Source organism: Flavobacteriales bacterium, assembly GCA_026129465.1.
Lineage (GTDB): Bacteria > Bacteroidota > Bacteroidia > Flavobacteriales_F > PHOS-HE28 > PHOS-HE28.
In genome coordinates this window covers 427,740-443,406 of sequence record JAHCIA010000001.1, presented here as the reverse complement: position 1 = coordinate 443,406, position 15,667 = coordinate 427,740, and the positions used below count along the sequence as shown (strand labels likewise).

The window sequence follows — 15,667 nt, the reverse complement described above, 5'->3', positions numbered from 1 at the left end:
GCGCAAAAGTAGCGGCCCAGATGCCTGACCTTTGCCGCGATGAACACCGCCCATCACGAGACCTTCATGCGGCGCGCGCTGGAACTGGCGCGGCTCGGTGGCGGAGCGGTGGCGCCCAATCCCCTGGTGGGCGCGGTGCTCGTGTCCGGTGGCCGCATCCTCGCGGAAGGCTGGCACAAGTCGTTCGGCGGGCCGCATGCGGAGGTGGAATGCCTGCGCCCCTTGGGCGATGGTCAATTGCCGGCCGATGCCATACTCTATGTGACCTTGGAGCCGTGCAGCCACCAGGGCAAGACGCCCCCCTGTGCGGATCTGCTCATCGCACGCGGCTTGCAGCGGGTGGTGGTGGCGCACGAGGACCCCTTCCCTGAAGTGGCGGGACGTGGGATCGCCAAACTCCGTGGTGCCGGCGTGAAGGTGACGGTCGGCGTTGGTGAGCACGAAGCACGCTGGACGAACCGGCGCTTCCTGATGTCCGTGCAGGAGAAGCGGCCCTATATCATCCTCAAGTGGGCGCGCTCGGCGGACGGCTTCCTGGACAAGCGTCCGCGCACGGAACGCGGCGTGCAGCGGATCACCTGTGCGGCCACGGATGTGGTGACGCATGGCTGGCGCGCCATGGAGCAGGCCATTCTGGTCGGAAGCCGCACGGTGGTGCACGATGATCCCTCCCTCACCGTGCGCCACGTGCCCGGCCGCCATCCACTGCGTGTGGTGATCGACCGCAACGGCATCACACCGGATGCTTCACAGGTGTACGACAGCCAAGCCCCCACCCTGCTTTTCACCAGGACCCCACGGACCGGACCTGCCATTGAACAGCATCTGCTGCAAGACGACGCCGATCCCCTGGACCAGGTGTTGCACGAACTGCACCGGCGTGGCATCCGCTCCTTGCTGGTGGAGGGTGGTGCGCAACTGCACCATGCCTTTCTCCAACGCGGCCTGTGGGATGAAACGCGCATCATCCAGGGAAGGCCACGCTTCGGTGATGGCACCCCGGCACCCGTGATCTCCACTGCTCCGCTCCGCACGGTCGTCTCCGATGTGGACACGATCGAACATCACTTGGACCCGGCGTCACCCATCGCCACCCACGCACCCCTTCCCACATGGCCCTGGTGATCGCCGCCGCCTTCTTCATGGCGCTGCTCTTCCTGCTGTTCAAGGTCTTCGAGCAGCGCCGTGTGGAACTGCTGCCGGCCATCGTGGTCAACTACTTCGCCGCCTTCATCTGCGGCTCGATGGTCTCGGCACCTTGGAAGGCGCCCGGGCTGGAAGCGATCGCCCTGCCCAGCGCGCTGCTCGGGGTGCTGTTCATCGCCATCTTCTACCTCACCGGACTTTCCGCGCAACGCGCCGGTGTGGCCGCCACCGCCGTGGCCAGCAAAATGAGCCTGGTGCTCACCGTGCTCTTCGCCATGTACCTCTATGGCGAGCGCACCGGTCCGCTCGGGTGGGCCGGCATCGCCCTGGCGCTGACAGGCGTGGTGCTCTCATCCTGGGTCCCGAACCGGAGCGCGGTGCGCGGCGTGTGGATACTGCCCACCATGCTCTTCCTCGGCAACGCGGTGATCGACATCGGCATCAACTGGACACAGCGCATGCGGCTCACCCCGGAGACCGAAGCGGTCTTCCCCACCCTGGTCTTCGGCTGCGCCGGTGTCATCGGCACCCTGTGGGCCGTCGCAGGCAGGAAGCATGCGTCCTTTCTTTCGCACCGCGTCTGGGTGGGCGGCACCTTGCTCGGCGTGGTCAACTATGCATCGCTCTACTTCGTGGTCCAGGCGCTCGCGCATGCGGGCATGCCCAGCAGCAGCGTGTATCCGCTCATCAACATCGTGGTGATCCTCTTCGGCGTGGCGCTGTCGGTGCTGCTCTTCCAGGAAAGGCCACGGCGCGGACAGTACATCGGCATCGCCTGCTCGGTGCTGGCGCTGGTCCTCATCCTCCAAGCCCTGCCCTGATGTCCGGCGATCGCTACCTGACACTCGCCGGGGAAGGACACGGACAATTGCGCGAGAAGGCCAGCCGCTTCATCGCCGTCGCCTTTCCTGTGCGCGATGAGGGATCGTTCCATGCGCGCATGGAAGCGTATGTGAAAGAGCATCGCGGCGCGCGGCACTTCTGTTACGCCTGGGTGATGGGTGATGCGGGCGAACGTCACCGGGCGCACGACGCGGGCGAACCTTCAGGCACTGCCGGCAAGCCCATCCTCACGCGCATCCAGGCGGCCGGCCTCACCTGGTGCGGTGTGATCGTGGTGCGTTGGTTCGGTGGCACGCTGCTGGGCAAGGGCGGACTTGTGCGGGCCTATGGTGAAGCGGCGCATCTGGCGATCGACGCCGCGCCCAAGGCGGAACATATCGTCACCGACACCCTGCTGTTGCGTTGCGGGTATGACCAACTCGAACCGCTTCGCGCAGCGGTGATCGCGCATGGCGGCGAAGTGGTCTCAGGCGACTATGGTGAACGGTGCGAACTGCTGGTACGCGTCCCGCGCTCGGCGACCAGCACGCTGCTCAGCGAACATGCGATGCGGGCCGTCACGGTGGTCCCTCAGGAGGAGAAATAGGGCGCGAGGGCATCCAGCAACTCCTGTGGTGCACGCCGTGGTCGCCGTGTCGCGCGGTCCATGAATACCAGCGTGGTGGACGCCTCGGTGAGCAACGCATCGTCCGGTCCGTACACTTCGTAATGGAAGGTGAAACGCACGCCGGGAAGCTCGCGGATCGTGGTGCGGATGGTGAGCGCATCATCATAGCGTGCCGGCGCATGGAAGCGCGCATGCATCTCGAAGACGGGCAGTTGCACACCATCCTCCTCGAGCCGCCGGTACGGGAAACCCAGGTCCCGCAAGGCTTCCACGCGGGCCACCTCGAACCACGAGGCATAGTCCCCATGGTACGCGAAGCCCATCTGGTCGGTCTCTCCGTATCGCACGCGCAGCTTCGTTTCGTGGGTGTACATGGGGCCGGAAGTTAGTCCGCGACGCTCCCCTTCCCATTGTGTGTCCGCTATTGCCGGGGGGTGTCCACTCGCGTACCTTCGAGGCCAAGCCGCCACATCATGATCGCCAGCCACGCTTGCCGGGAGAAGACCGCGAAGGCCGTAGTGGCGATCCTCCGGAGGAGCGCGGCCGACGATCGCCACCCCTCCGGAAACCCGCGCCGGACAAGCGTTCCAGCACTACGCGTTCCGGAACGTGCGCAAGTAAAATTTTCCTTCCCATCAAGTGACCCCCACGTTTTTTTTTCACTTTCTTGCCCACATATTTGCCCCCCGTTCCGAGGCGACCGCCACCGTATCAATGACGCTTCAGGAACGGCACCCGTCACTCACCACGAACCCATCAACTCGCTGACCCATCCATGAAGAAGGACCACGAGAAGATCTGGGACCGGTGTCTGGGCGTGATCAAGGACAACGTCAGCCAGCAGAGTTTCAAGACCTGGTTCGAACCGATCAAGGCTTTGAAGCTGCAGGAATCCGTGCTCACCATCCAGGTGCCCTCACAGTTCTTCTATGAATGGCTGGAGGAACACTACATCGGGCTGCTGAAGAAGATCATCAAGAAGGAATTGGGGAACGAAGGGCGTCTGGAGTATTCCATCATCATGGAGAACGGCTTCCAGAGCGCCCACCCGTACACCGTGAAGGTGCCCACCAGCCATGCGCGCGACACGCGCAACCCGGCGGTGAGCCTCCCGATCGATGTGGCCAACAGCCCGATCAAGAACCCGTTCATCATACCGGGCCTCCGCAAGATCAAGATCGAAAGCCACCTCAACCCCAACTACTCCTTCGACAATTTCATCGAAGGGGACTGCAACCGATTGGCGCGCAGTGCAGGCTACGCCGTGGCGCAGAAGCCCGGCGGCACCGCCTTCAATCCGTTGCTCGTCTATGGCGGGGTCGGTCTCGGCAAGACACACCTGGTGCATGCCATCGGCATCGAGATCAAGAAGCACCACCCGGACAAGACCATCCTCTATGTGCCGGCCGAGAAGTTCACCCAGCAGTTCATCGAGGCGGTGAAGAACAACACCGTGGGCGACTTCACGCAGTTCTACCAGATGATGGACGTGCTCATCATCGACGACGTGCAGTTCCTCGCCGGCAAGGAGAAGACGCAGGACGTGTTCTTCCATGTGTTCAACGCCCTGCACCAGAGCGGCAAGCAACTGGTGATCACCAGCGACAAGGCGCCGGTGGAAATGGCCGGCATGGAACAGCGCCTCCTCTCCCGCTTCAAGTGGGGCCTGAGCGCCGACCTGCAGACGCCCGGCCTGGAGACGCGCATCGCCATCCTGGAGAAGAAGATGTACGCCGAGGGCATCGACCTGCCCAAGGAGGTGGTGGAATACCTGGCCTACAGCATCACCACCAACATCCGCGAACTGGAAGGCGCCATGATCAGCCTCATCGCGCAGAGCTCGCTGAACAAGAAGGCGGTGACGCTGGACCTGGCGAAGCAGATGATCGACAAGTTCGTGAAGAACACCGCGCGCGAAGTGTCGATCGACTACATCCAAAAAGTGGTGTGCGACTACTTCGACCTGCCGATCGAATTGCTGAAGAGCAAGACGCGCAAGCGCGAAGTGGTGCAGGCGCGGCAGATCGCCATGTACTTCGCCAAGAAGATGACCAAGAGCTCGCTGGCGAACATCGGTGCGCACTGCGGCGGAAAGGACCACGCCACCGTGCTCCACGCCTGCCGCACGGTGAACAACCTCTCGGAGACCGACAAACAGTTCCGAGGCTATCTGGAGGATCTGGAGAAGAAGCTGAGCATCCACTGAGGAATGCCCATCACGGACAAGGGAACCCCGGCGCATGCCGGGGTTTCTTGTTGATGGCTTCTACTCCACCACCACCTTCTCCGCCGCCAGCCGCTTGCCGCCCTGCCACACTTCCAGCAAGTACAGCCCACCACCCAGGCCCTGCAAAGCCAGCGTGTGGTAGTGCCCGCTGATGCCTTCCTGCCGCACCGCACGCCCCAGCGCATCGCGCAGCAGCAGCATGGCACCCGGTGGCACTTGCTCCAACTCCACGGTAAGCTGCGTGCTGGCCGGGTTCGGGTACACCCGCCAGGGCAGCACCTGCTGTTCCTCCACGCCCACATTGAGCCCATACAACCGGCTTACCATGCGTTGCAGTGGGTCATGCGTGCTGCCATCGTCGTAGCCGTGGTAGGCGCCCCAGATGTAGTAGTGGCCAACGGGGGCCATGGTGATGCCCTCGATACTACCATGCAATGTGGAGCCATCATACAAATACTGCCCACACCCCCCCTCGCCGAAGGGGGCGTCCAGCAGGTTCCCAGCGGTGTCCACCAAGGCGATTCCGCCACGCGCTTGCTCATCGATGCTGGTGAATGCGCCATACACCACCATCCGTTCCTGATCAATAGGGAATACGCCACCCCATGGATAGAAACCGGTGGGTCCGAACTGTCCATTGTACAACGATCGCAGGTGGTTGTTGAAGGTGTTGTCCAATTGCCCATCGGGCAGCAGGCGCACCAGGTGCAGGGTGTCGGGGTCGTTCTGGAACAGGAAGCGGCCCGCGGCCAGCACGCGGCCATCGGGCAGTTCGTGGAAGCCCACCGCCTGGCCCCAGTAGATGCTGGTGTGGAAGGTGGTGTCCAGTTCGCCATCGGGGTGGACGCGCAGGATGCGACCCACCGGCGTGCCTTCGTATTGGGTGAGCACCCCGCTAAGCAGGAAGCGGCCATCGGAAAGTTGGTGGATCTTGTATATCGCCGCATTGGCTTTTCGGTGTGTGCGGGTGGTGTCCAACTGCCCAGTGTTGGTGAACCAGATCAAGTGGTGGGTGCCAGTGAAGCCACCCTGTGGATAGTTCACACTGTGCGCCCCGCTCAGCAGCACCCGCCCATCGGGGTACACGTGGTAGTCGCCGCCTTGGCTGGGGGTGAAGTAAGGAATAGTAGGAACGGAACCAAGGGCGAATGAGAGATCATTCTGGCCGTTCTCCATGATCCGCCGCACGATCACATTCCCGGCCACATAAAATCGGTCCTGCCATGGAGTGATCCCCCCCCCCTAGTCCGCTGTTATTGAATGTCTCATCGCGCTGCCCGTTCGGCAGCAACCGTGCAAGCCGCTTGTCTTCCATTTCACCTGGAAAGCGCATCCGCCCGGAAACAATGATCTTCCCATCCGACAATGGAAGTATCGAACTCACATTGATCTCGTGGATGCTTGTCCTGAACGAAGCATCCAAGCCGAAAGGCTGCTGCGCAACAGCGCTGGTGGCGGCCAGAATGGCCGCCACCAGCCATGTGCTATGCAGCATCGTGCGCATCAGGGTCGCACCACCAGTTTTTCCGTGAGTTGGCGTTGGCCTGCGTTGTGGAGTTCAATGGTGTAAACGCCAGGAGGCATGCGGCGGGTGTCCAACACCACCTGTCCCTCGGCATGGCCCAAGCGGCGTTGCGCCACTTCCCTTCCCCCGATGTCCCGGATCAACATGCGGCTGTGGTCCGCATCGGCCTTCAGGTCGTAGTACATGGTCACGTAAATGGTTGCCGGGTTGGGGTACAACATCAGGGTGGGCCGTGGTGTCTCCACCACTTCCTTGGGCGTATAGGGCAGGGCTTTGGGCGCCAGGTTGCCACCACCTGTGTAAGGTGGGCGGCACAGGCCGTAGTGGAAACACAGGATGTTTTGCGCCCACACCGCCGGGCGGTCGTGTTTGCCATTGATCAAGGCTTGCAGCTGGGCCACCTCGGTGCTGTCCAGTTCGCTCCTATCGTGGCCGGTACCATGCCTTCCCATGGCCTGCAAATTAGCCCGCGCCATGCGCCGCAGGTGCGCCGTTGCTCGTTGCGGTGGCGCTACTTCGCCAGACCGGTCAAGGGTTATGTAACGAACAGCTCAGGCTGCGGCAACTGGGCAGTGCATACCCATGCGCCAGGCGAGCGGCAGTGCGGATAAGCGCAATGGGGATTTTTCACAGTGTGGCATGGTGAAGATCCACAGGTCGTGCACGGCGGCGTTCGCGTGCATGCGTTCCTGTGTTCGCGGGCAGCAGCATCTGCCATGACCTGCTGCCTCCGCGCCAACTTGTCCACCGCCTTGGATGACACTATCCCTTCGGATCCCACACCTTCGCCCCATGAAGATCCTCACCGTCTGCCTGGGCAACATCTGCCGCAGCCCCATGGCCGAGGGCGTGCTGCGGCATCGCGCGCGTGAACGCGGCATCACCATCGTCACCGACAGCGCCGGCACAGGCGATTACCACGTGGGCGAAGCGCCCGACAAACGCGCCATCGCGGCCATGCGGCGGCAGGGCATCGACATCAGCGACCTGCGCGCACGGCAATTCAGCGTGGAGGACTACCAGCGCTTCGACCTGATCGTGACCATGGACGCGAGCAACACGCGCAACGTGTTGCGCCTGGCGCCGGACCAGACCTTGGCGAGGAAGGTGAAGCCCATCCTGGACTATGCGCCGCACCTGCCGCATCGCGAAGTGCCCGATCCCTACTATGGCGGTGAAGAAGGATTCGATGAGGTGTACGACATGTTGGTGGAGGCCTGTGATGCTGTTCTGGATGAAGTTGAGGGGCCTGCCTACCGCAGGTAGGTTGGAAGTTGAAAGTCGCGGAGAACATGGCAGGACGAAGTGGCACCTTGTATCTGATGCCCGTGTGGCTGGGCGAGGCCGGCGGTGTGGAGCAACTGCCTCCGGAGAACCTGGCCATCGCGGGGCGCATCGGCTTGTGGTTCGCCGAGGAGGAGAAGACCGCACGGCGGATGTTGCGGCGCATGCTGCCCACCATCGACCTCGCCGCGCAGGAGATCCACCGCTTCGACAAGGACAGCGACGACCACGATGCGCAGCGGTTGATCGCCTTGCTGCGCGATGGGCGCGACGCGGCGATCCTCAGCGAGGCGGGCATGCCGGGCATCGCCGACCCGGGCGCCAAGCTGGTGCGCGCGGCACATGCGCAAGGCATCACCGTGGTGCCACTCACCGGTCCATCTTCCTTGTTGCTCGCGCTCGCCGCTTCCGGCTTGAATGGACAGGCCTTCACCTTTCATGGCTATTTGCCGCGCGACGCACGCGAACGGCGGCAGGCCATCCAGCGCCTGGAAAGGGAGGCGCAACGCACTGGTGCCGCACAGCTCTTCATTGAAACGCCCTACCGCAACGATGCGATGATGGAGGATCTGCTGCGCAGCTGCGTGCCCGGCACGCTGCTCGCCGTGGCGGTGGACCTGACCCAACCCAGCGGTTCGGTGGTCACCCACGACATCGCCACCTGGCGCAAGGTGTACCGGCCCATCGGCAAGCGGCCGGCGGTGTTCATCCTGGGCGTGTGAACGCTCACGTTCCGCGCTCCACGCGCAGCAGTCGCACGGTGTACACCACCGGGCTGTGCGGCTCCACCAGTCCATCGATGCCGCGTGCACCGAAGGCCATGGCACTGGGGATGACGAAGCTTCCCTCCTGCCCTTCGCGCAGCAGCATCACCGCCGTTTCAATGCCTTTCATCACCTGGTCGGGATCGCCATAGCGGAAGCTGAAAGGCTGCCCGTTGCGGCCGGTGTCGTCGATCACCACACCGTCCTCCAGTCTTTCGCCGCGCCATTCCACCAGCACCGGATCGCCCATTTGTATACGTGCGGTGTCACGCGCCACGCCTGTGATGCGGTAACGCAACAGGCTGGTGCCCCAGGGCTCATAGACATCACCGGTCCGCGCCACCCAGGCTTCGATGAGCCGCCGCTCGTAGGCTTCGGGATCGGTGATGCGCAGGCGTTCGGCCTCGGCGCGGATCATGGCCGGTGTGCGGATGGTGCGCAGGGCCACTTCAAGGATCATGCGGGTGGTATCGGCCGGTGTGGCGTGGGCCCCGGGTGCCAACTGCTCCCAGGGCAATCGTGCGGCCGTGGTGATCATGCTCAGGCTGTCGCCGGAACGCAGGCGCTGCAGCACTTCGGTGAAAGCCTCCTGCCGCAGATCCTTCGCGGCATACCAGCGGCGCGTACTGTACCAGGAGCCCGGCTCCCCGCCCCAGGCCGCGATGCGCAGATCGAGTTCGATGCTGTCGCCGTCCACCGCACGCTCATCGCCATCGCCCAAAGCCAGCAACCTGATGTGGATGTCGCGGTCCACGCGCTTGTAGTCCGGGTAGGGCGAACGCGAGCAGGCGGCCAGCAGCAAGGGCACAAGGCCCAACAACACCGGACGACGGCTCATTTGCCCTGGGGCTTGCCGGAGACCTTCACCAGGCCGATGTGGTAGATGACCGTGCTGCGCGGCGGGATGCGGTCCATGTCGCCGATGAGGCCATGCGCGCGGTAGGACGGTATCAGCAGGATGGCGCTGTCGCCGGGCGACATCAGCTGGATGCCCTCGTGCAGGCCGCTCTCCACATCGTCCATCTCCACCAGGAAGGCTTCGGGCCTGCCGGGTGTGCTGGCGAAGATGGTATCCCCATTCAGCAGTTGCAGGCGGTAGTTCACGATGGCCCACTCGCCCGGCCGCACCACCGGACCTTCCACATCGCGCCACAGCCGGTACCGCACACCTCCACCCGTGGCCTGCAGCTCCAATCCTTCACGCTGCGCATAAAGCTTGAGGTCGCGGTCCTCCAGCCGGATGGCGTCGCGGTTCTCCTGGATGCGCGTCTCCTGGTCGGGTACTTCGCGATGCGTCACGGGCGAACGACCATCACCGCCGCCACAGGCCATGGCCAGACCGATCCAGGCGAGTGGAAGGACTTTCATGCGGGATGTTGGGCGATGAAGTCCGGCAGCACTTGCATGAAACGCTTCACCATGTTGTCCAGGCCGTCCGTGCCACGGCCGCCTGATGCGTTGCGGTGACCACCGCCGGCGAAGTGCGCACGCGCCAGCTGGTCCACCGGCAGGGCGCCTTTGGACCGCAGGCTCAATTTCACCTCGTTGGGTCTTTCGAGGAAAAAGGCCGCGAGTCTCACCCCTTGGATGGCGAGGCCCTGGTTCACGAAGCCCTCGGTATCGCCGGGCTTGTAGTTGAAGCGCTGCAGATCGTCCACGCTGAGGCGGATGATCGCCGTGCCCAGTTCGGGCAGCACCGTGAGGCGCTCGTGCAGGGTGAAGCCCAGCAAACGCATGCGTTCCTCGCTGTTGTCGTCCATCACCGCGTGGTGGATGGTCTCGGTGCTGATGCCATGTTCCATCAACGCCGCGGCCACGCGCAGGGTGTGTGGCGTGGTGCTGGGGTAGCGGAACGATCCGGTGTCCGTGATGATGCCGGTGAGCAGGCAGGTGGCCGCATCACGATCGATCGAGGATGCGGCGCCGAGGGCTTCCACGATGTCGTACACCATCTCGCAGGTGGAGCACACGTCATGGTCGCTGAAGGTGAGTTGTGCGAAGTCCTCCGGGTCGCGGTGGTGATCGATGAGCACCTTGAGGGGTGCGGCCTTCAATGCGGCTTCCAACTCATGCACACGATCGGTGCGGTTGAAGTCGAGCGCGAAGACGATCTCCGCATCGGCCATGGCCTGAAGGGCTTGCGCGGGCATCTTGTCGTGCGGCAGGATGTCCGCATGGCCCGGCAGCCAGTGCAGGTTGGGCGGGGGCGTGTTGGGCGGCACCACGTGCACGGTGTGGCCCATGGCCTTCAGCACACCGGCCAGCCCCAGGCTGGATCCCATGGCGTCGCCATCCGGGTTGTAATGCGTGGTGATGGCGATGCGGCGTGGGACCGCCAGCAGTTCGCGCAGGGGGGCGACGCGTTCGGGAGAGGCGTAATGCGCGGACATGCGGGGGCCAAAGGTAGCCGCGCGGCCCGTGCCACCTCTTGTACCGATCCGCCCTGATCCAAGTGATCCGGCGCAAGCTGGATCCCGTCCTGAGCGACAAGTACAACGTGTTGCTCACGCGCAGCGGCAAAGGGCACGCACCGACCTGCCGGGTCCAGCGTGCGGCTGGTTTCCACGATCCCTGCCTTCGGCAGGCGAGCGCGCCTGCATGCCGCCAGGCATGGGACAGGCGGTCGGCGTGCCCGTGGGTAGAGCATGTGCGGTAGCCGAGCCGTCTGGACTTGGATCGTGGTCGCCTTTTGACTCCACCTTTTGGCGAAGCAAAAGGTGGACATGACCATGGCCTTCCATCCTTTTCGGCAGACCAGGACACTGATCCCGTGTCACTTCTTGAACCCCAGCCCCGGCGTGGGCATGTGCTCCACCAGGATGCCCGCGCAGCCGATGTCGAACTGCTGGCCGCGCTTGGGCTTGGTGGCGCCGGGCGCGATGATCTTCACGGCGATGCGCTTGGTGGCGGTACAGGAGAACTCCACTTCCTGCACCATGTCGTGCGCGGTGTTGTCCCACAGCACCTTCTCCACCTCCTCGAAGACGCGTTGCTTCTGGCGGGTGCGCACCTCGCGCATCTCGCCCGTGGGGTTGCCGTCGCCGTCCAGCACGGGCTCCTGGGTCACCACCACTTCTTCCTTGTCGCGTGGTTCGCGCACCTTCTCCACCAGCCTGATCGCCATTTCCTCGCCCAGGATGCGCGCATCGGCACAGATGGACATGCGGTAGTCCTGACCGCGGTAGATGATGATGTTCAACTCGGTCTCCTGGCCCACCTGGATGGCGGCGCTCTTGCTCTGGCCGTTCAGGGAGAAACGCTTGTCGGGGGAACGTCCGCAGTTGTACTTGTGGTAGTCCGTGCAGGGCGATTGTGCCAATGCTGGCGCCGTGACCGCGAGGGCCAGCGCCAGGGTGATGAGGGGATGCTTCCGTACCATGGCCATGGTCATGCGTTGTCGCCGTCCTCGGGGCGGGTCTGTTCTTCGCGCAGGGCGTCCACGGCGCGCACCAGTTCCTGGTATTGCTCGGGGCCGAGGTCCAGGCGGGTCTCATCGCCCAGCACCATGCGGCCCGAGGTGGACCGGTCCGGGGGGGCGCTGCGCTTCACGGCGATGCCGTCGTAGATGCCCTGGATCCCCTGCAGGCGCCCATGGAGCGCGGCCACGTCGGGGTCGGTGAGGTAGGGTTCCATCATGAACAGCAGGTGCTCCAGGGTCACCTTCTGCTCGGCGATGCGAGCCACCAGCGCTTCGCTGGTGCCGAAAGCCTCGATCTGGCGGATCACCAGGTGCATGCTCTCCACCCAGCCCCCGGCCAGCACCATCACCAGGGTGGCGCCCATGTCCTCGTTCTGCAACTTCTCGTAGGCGCGCATGTAGGCCTGGTTGCTGATCACCTCCAGGGAATCGCCGCGCGTGAGATTGGCTTCCAGGCGCACGAAGTCCGCATCGGTGAAGGCCCCGGTGAGGCCCAGGCTTTCCGCCAGCTTCTTGGTGGTGAGGTAGTAGCGGGCCACCTCCACGTTCAGTTTGAAGTAGCTGGCGTAGACCAGATCGGTGCTGTACACGCCGAAGTTCACCGCCCGGGCCCGGCGGCTCACGTAGCGATCGGCATGTGCCGCGGGGTTCAGCATGCGGCGGTGGCCATCGCCGGCCATGTCGCGCACCAGGCTGAAGAGTTCGTTGGGCGTGGGCATCTGATAGAGGCTGGTGCTGTTGGCACCGGCGTCCTCTCCGCCGATGACCAGGCCGGGCGCGCTGTCCTGCGCCGTTTCACCGCCACCGCAGGCGGGCAGCAGCAGGGCCGGTAGAAGGATGCCGATCAGGGTTCGCATGCTCATGGTCTGTCCGGGGATGTGGGCACGGCGGTCCGTGGGGCCGTACCGTGCCACGAAGGAACATGCGCCGCCGGGCCGCCACTTCCGCATGGCCGATTACTTTTGCGCGGCTTTTTCAACATCCCCATGGCAGGCAACAGGACCTTTACGATGATCAAGCCCGAGGCGGTGGCCGCGGGCCAGGCCGGCAAGATCATCGACGCGATCACCGATGGCGGCTACCGCATCGTGGCCTTGAAACTCACGCGGCTGTCCCGGCAGGAGGCCGGCACCTTCTACGCCGTGCACCGCGAGCGCCCCTTCTACGGGGAACTGGTGGAGTACATGGCCAGCGGGCCCATCTTCGCCGCCATCCTGGAGAAGGACAACGCCGTGGAGGATTTCCGCGCGCTGATCGGCGCCACCGACCCGGCCCAGGCCGCCGAGGGCACCATCCGCAAGCGCTTCGCCGAAAGCAAGGCCCGCAACGCCGTGCATGGCAGCGATAGCGACGAGAACGCGGAGATCGAGGCGAATTTCTTCTTCAGCGGCAGGGAGCGGTTCTGAGCGGCCGCCGGGGACCGATGCGATCCGGGGCTGACCCGGATCGCATCGGTCGTGGCCAGGATTACCTACCGCACCTTCACCGCCCGCTTCACCAGCGGTTCGCCGTCCAACAGCAGCGTCACATAGTACACGCCCGGCGTCAGGTGCGCGGTGTGCCAGTCGTAGCGGTGGTCGCCCGCGGAGGCCAGGCTTTCATGCAGCACCTGGAGTTGTTTGCCGTCGCCGCTGTTCACCAGCAGTTGCACGCGGCCCGCGTGTTCCAGCGTGTAGCGCACGGTGGTGGCGTCGGTGAAGGGGTTGGGATCGATGCGCAGCCAACGCTCCAGGGCGGGGTCCTGCTTCACCTGGCCGTAGCCGTCCATCGGCCCGGGCTGGTAGGACTTGTCGGTGTCCTGGGCGCAGCAGGCGGCCAAGGACTCTTCAAGCTGGTCGAGGCGTTTCTGTTGCTCATTGAACGCCGCGATCAAGTACGGCACCAGGCCCGTGTAGTTGATGGCCATGATCGTTTCGGCAGGCGCGAGTTCAACACCCAGGGTATCCAGCAATGCCGGAATGCTGATCTCCCGGACCAACTGGGGCAGGACATCCTGAAGGTCCTGGGCCATCAAGCCAGCTTGCATACCCTCAGGTAAAGCGGCGCTCAAGTGTTCTTGCGCCAAGTAGTGGTAGGTCTTGGGTGTGAGCTGTGCCAGGGTCGCACTGGCCCCTTGAAGATCTTCCACACCCGTTTTCAGCTCCGCATCGGAAGGCGTCCACACACCGCCAGGATGGTAGCCGGTCCCCGTCACGTGAACATCTCCGTTGAAGTAACCCGCGTAACTGTTGGCGTCCACAGGAGCTTGGGCATAAAGGCCGTAGCGTGTTCCTGTACCTCCTGAGACCCTTGCATGTACCGCGTAGTTGGTGGATCCCTGGACAATGCTCGAACTGGAAGCCATCACCCCATAGTTGAACGATCCAGCTTGGTTGCCTGATGCAAGCACGCCGCAACTTTGGCCCACACCGGCGCCAAGCGCGAGGGCTTGAACGCCGTAGGTCCCGGTCGTTCCCTTGGCCGCCTCGAAATATCCACCATGGACCGTGGTGGCGGTACTGCTACTGGGGACAATTTTCGCGTCCACACCTCGTACGGTGCCATGTGCATTGCCAGGTCCCATTTCGATGCGGAACTGCCCCCCGAGAATTTCGTTCACGCTCGCATTGGCCGCAGCGGCCACTCCCCCATAGACGCCTCCGGCCCCAATGGCTGGACTGAAGGCATGGCTATAGGTGTAAACACCCCACATCCTGTTCGTTCCGCTCTGCCCTGATGTATTGCTCACCGAGCTATGCACACCATAGGCGATGGCGGCATTCTTCACCCTGGAGCGTATGCCATATGCGATACCCGGGTTGAATCCCAGCGAAGGTTCATTATTCGTCACATCAAGGCCGTAGGTGGTGCCTGTCGTACCCTGTTGGTTCACAAGCAACGCCGTGGCCGCTTCGCTGCCCGGCGTGGCCAGCACATGCAGCTTGCCCCCTGGCGTGGTATCCATGCCGATGCCCACCCGGCTGGTTTCCCCGGGGCAACCGCCGGGCGCGCCGGCCCAGGCCGTGCGCTAGTGGTTGGGGCCGATCACCTGGTCCCACTCGCAACCCAAAGTGCCCGGCGGAATGTTGCGCCAATGCACCACGCCCGTTTGGTCCACCACCATGAAGCGATACAGCGTGTCCATGGGAGCGGATGTGGGCAATTGCCGGATGCGCAGCCGGCCATTGAGCAGGTCCACGCGTTCGGTGGGCTCGGTGATGGTGGGGTCGGCAAGGTTGGCCGCGTAGAAATCGCCGATGCCGATGAGCGGGTTCTCATACCGGTCCGGGAAGAAGCGCATGAACTCCAGCCCTTCGGTGCTCTGGGCGCCGCTGGCGGCACCCGCATCGTACCCGCTGGTGAAGATGAAGCGCAGCCGGTCCTTGAGGAACTCCCCGGGGTTGTCGCTCCAGTGGATCACCAGGTCGGTGTAGTCCAACTCGCCGGCCTTCTGCCCGATGTACTGGTGGTCGGCATTGCCCGTAAGGGTGATGCCCGTATTCATCCACGGCCGGTAGCTGCCCTCCTGGGCGTTGTTGTTGGCTGCTGCCAAATGCAGCAGGCTGTAGGGCCCCGGTGCGCCATTGCCGTAGAACTGGTCCACCACCGGGCTCAGCAGAAGGCTGCCGTTCTTCACCTGCCCGCCGAAGGGGCCGATGGCGTACACCTCATCGTAGTTCAGCCGGAACCGCCGGATATCCTCCGTGCGGATGTTCATCGGCACCGCATCCGTGTTGCCCAAGAAGTTGGTCACGGCATTCAGGCCGAAATTGCCTGTCTCCATCCATTGTGCCTGCATGCTGGCCATGCCTGCGCTAAGCAGCATGGCGATCATCGTTCGTTTCATCGCTTCGGGTATTGCGCCCAAAGCCTC

At 63.8% G+C, this 15,667-nt stretch carries 18 protein-coding genes; 7 read left to right on the top strand and 11 right to left on the bottom strand.

All coding sequences use genetic code 11. The features are described 5' to 3' along the window. Positions 1 to 39: 39 nt before the first annotated feature. From ribD to KIT10_01870, 3 genes are read left to right on the top strand one after another with little or no spacing between them, the layout of a single operon-like run. Entirely contained in the window at positions 40 to 1,125 is a 1,086-nt protein-coding gene (ribD, locus tag KIT10_01880; protein MCW5897990.1) for a bifunctional diaminohydroxyphosphoribosylaminopyrimidine deaminase/5-amino-6-(5-phosphoribosylamino)uracil reductase RibD, read from the top strand. Beyond that, complete coding sequence (locus tag KIT10_01875) at positions 1,113 to 1,967, top strand: DMT family transporter (protein ID MCW5897989.1); 855 nt, start codon at positions 1,113 to 1,115, stop codon at positions 1,965 to 1,967. Before ribD ends, KIT10_01875 begins: the two co-directional genes overlap by 13 nt. After that, positions 1,967 to 2,575 (top strand): YigZ family protein, encoded by a 609-nt coding sequence (locus tag KIT10_01870; GenBank protein MCW5897988.1) that lies wholly within the window; start codon positions 1,967 to 1,969, stop codon positions 2,573 to 2,575. Before KIT10_01875 ends, KIT10_01870 begins: the two co-directional genes overlap by 1 nt. Here KIT10_01870 and KIT10_01865 read toward each other — a convergent pair. Further along, positions 2,560 to 2,970, bottom strand: coding sequence for an acyl-CoA thioesterase (locus KIT10_01865; protein MCW5897987.1), 411 nt, complete (start codon positions 2,968 to 2,970; stop codon positions 2,560 to 2,562). The two genes, KIT10_01870 and KIT10_01865, sit on opposite strands and share 16 nt — an antisense overlap. A 401-nt stretch (positions 2,971 to 3,371) precedes the next feature. Here KIT10_01865 and dnaA point away from each other — a divergent pair, with 401 nt between their 5' ends. Next, positions 3,372 to 4,802, top strand: coding sequence for a chromosomal replication initiator protein DnaA (dnaA, locus tag KIT10_01860; protein MCW5897986.1), 1,431 nt, complete (start codon positions 3,372 to 3,374; stop codon positions 4,800 to 4,802). 60 nt (positions 4,803 to 4,862) lie between these two features. Here dnaA and KIT10_01855 read toward each other — a convergent pair whose 3' ends face one another. From KIT10_01855 to KIT10_01845, 3 genes are read right to left on the bottom strand one after another with little or no spacing between them, the layout of a single operon-like run. Beyond that, positions 4,863 to 5,999, bottom strand: coding sequence for a delta-60 repeat domain-containing protein (locus KIT10_01855; protein ID MCW5897985.1), 1,137 nt, complete (start codon positions 5,997 to 5,999; stop codon positions 4,863 to 4,865). Beyond that, the gene (locus KIT10_01850) at positions 5,980 to 6,327 is read right to left on the bottom strand and encodes a delta-60 repeat domain-containing protein (GenBank protein ID MCW5897984.1); all 348 of its coding nucleotides are present in this window, start codon (positions 6,325 to 6,327) and stop codon (positions 5,980 to 5,982) included. The genes KIT10_01855 and KIT10_01850 overlap by 20 nt, the downstream gene beginning before the upstream one ends. Then, a complete protein-coding gene (locus KIT10_01845) occupies positions 6,327 to 6,800 on the bottom strand; it encodes a T9SS type A sorting domain-containing protein (protein MCW5897983.1) in 474 nt (157 codons plus the stop codon). Before KIT10_01845 ends, KIT10_01850 begins: the two co-directional genes overlap by 1 nt. Positions 6,801 to 7,140: 340 nt before the next feature. Here KIT10_01845 and KIT10_01840 point away from each other — a divergent pair, with 340 nt between their 5' ends. Beyond that, complete coding sequence (locus tag KIT10_01840) at positions 7,141 to 7,614, top strand: low molecular weight phosphotyrosine protein phosphatase (protein ID MCW5897982.1); 474 nt, start codon at positions 7,141 to 7,143, stop codon at positions 7,612 to 7,614. Positions 7,615 to 7,670: 56 nt separating this feature from the next. Further along, positions 7,671 to 8,354 carry an SAM-dependent methyltransferase gene (locus KIT10_01835; GenBank protein ID MCW5897981.1) on the top strand — a complete coding sequence of 228 codons (684 nt, stop codon included), beginning with the start codon at positions 7,671 to 7,673 and terminating at the stop codon, positions 8,352 to 8,354. A gap of 4 nt (positions 8,355 to 8,358) precedes the next feature. Here the strand turns inward: KIT10_01835 and KIT10_01830 are convergent, their stop codons facing one another. The 5 genes from KIT10_01830 to KIT10_01810 all read right to left on the bottom strand — a co-directional run bounded on the left by KIT10_01830 (position 8,359) and on the right by KIT10_01810 (position 12,671). Beyond that, a complete protein-coding gene (locus KIT10_01830) occupies positions 8,359 to 9,234 on the bottom strand; it encodes an FKBP-type peptidyl-prolyl cis-trans isomerase (GenBank protein ID MCW5897980.1) in 876 nt (291 codons plus the stop codon). Then, complete coding sequence (locus KIT10_01825; protein ID MCW5897979.1) at positions 9,231 to 9,764, bottom strand: FKBP-type peptidyl-prolyl cis-trans isomerase; 534 nt, start codon at positions 9,762 to 9,764, stop codon at positions 9,231 to 9,233. The genes KIT10_01830 and KIT10_01825 overlap by 4 nt, the downstream gene beginning before the upstream one ends. Next, positions 9,761 to 10,786 carry a bifunctional oligoribonuclease/PAP phosphatase NrnA gene (locus KIT10_01820; GenBank protein ID MCW5897978.1) on the bottom strand — a complete coding sequence of 342 codons (1,026 nt, stop codon included), beginning with the start codon at positions 10,784 to 10,786 and terminating at the stop codon, positions 9,761 to 9,763. Before KIT10_01820 ends, KIT10_01825 begins: the two co-directional genes overlap by 4 nt. A 383-nt stretch (positions 10,787 to 11,169) precedes the next feature. Further along, the gene (locus KIT10_01815; protein ID MCW5897977.1) at positions 11,170 to 11,775 is read right to left on the bottom strand and encodes a hypothetical protein; all 606 of its coding nucleotides are present in this window, start codon (positions 11,773 to 11,775) and stop codon (positions 11,170 to 11,172) included. Between the two features lie 8 nt (positions 11,776 to 11,783). Further along, positions 11,784 to 12,671: a hypothetical protein gene (locus KIT10_01810; GenBank protein MCW5897976.1), complete on the bottom strand. Its 888-nt coding sequence runs from the start codon at positions 12,669 to 12,671 to the stop codon at positions 11,784 to 11,786. A gap of 129 nt (positions 12,672 to 12,800) precedes the next feature. Here KIT10_01810 and KIT10_01805 point away from each other — a divergent pair, with 129 nt between their 5' ends. Beyond that, on the top strand, positions 12,801 to 13,220 hold the full coding sequence (locus KIT10_01805) for a nucleoside-diphosphate kinase (GenBank protein MCW5897975.1): 420 nt from the start codon (positions 12,801 to 12,803) through the stop codon (positions 13,218 to 13,220). Positions 13,221 to 13,285: 65 nt separating this feature from the next. On the opposite strand, the gene KIT10_01800 is transcribed toward KIT10_01805, so the two are convergent. Both KIT10_01800 and KIT10_01795 read right to left on the bottom strand, forming a co-directional pair. Continuing rightward, positions 13,286 to 14,758, bottom strand: coding sequence for a tail fiber domain-containing protein (locus KIT10_01800; GenBank protein ID MCW5897974.1), 1,473 nt, complete (start codon positions 14,756 to 14,758; stop codon positions 13,286 to 13,288). Positions 14,759 to 14,821: 63 nt separating this feature from the next. Continuing rightward, complete coding sequence (locus tag KIT10_01795; protein MCW5897973.1) at positions 14,822 to 15,619, bottom strand: hypothetical protein; 798 nt, start codon at positions 15,617 to 15,619, stop codon at positions 14,822 to 14,824. Positions 15,620 to 15,667: the final 48 nt, after the last annotated feature.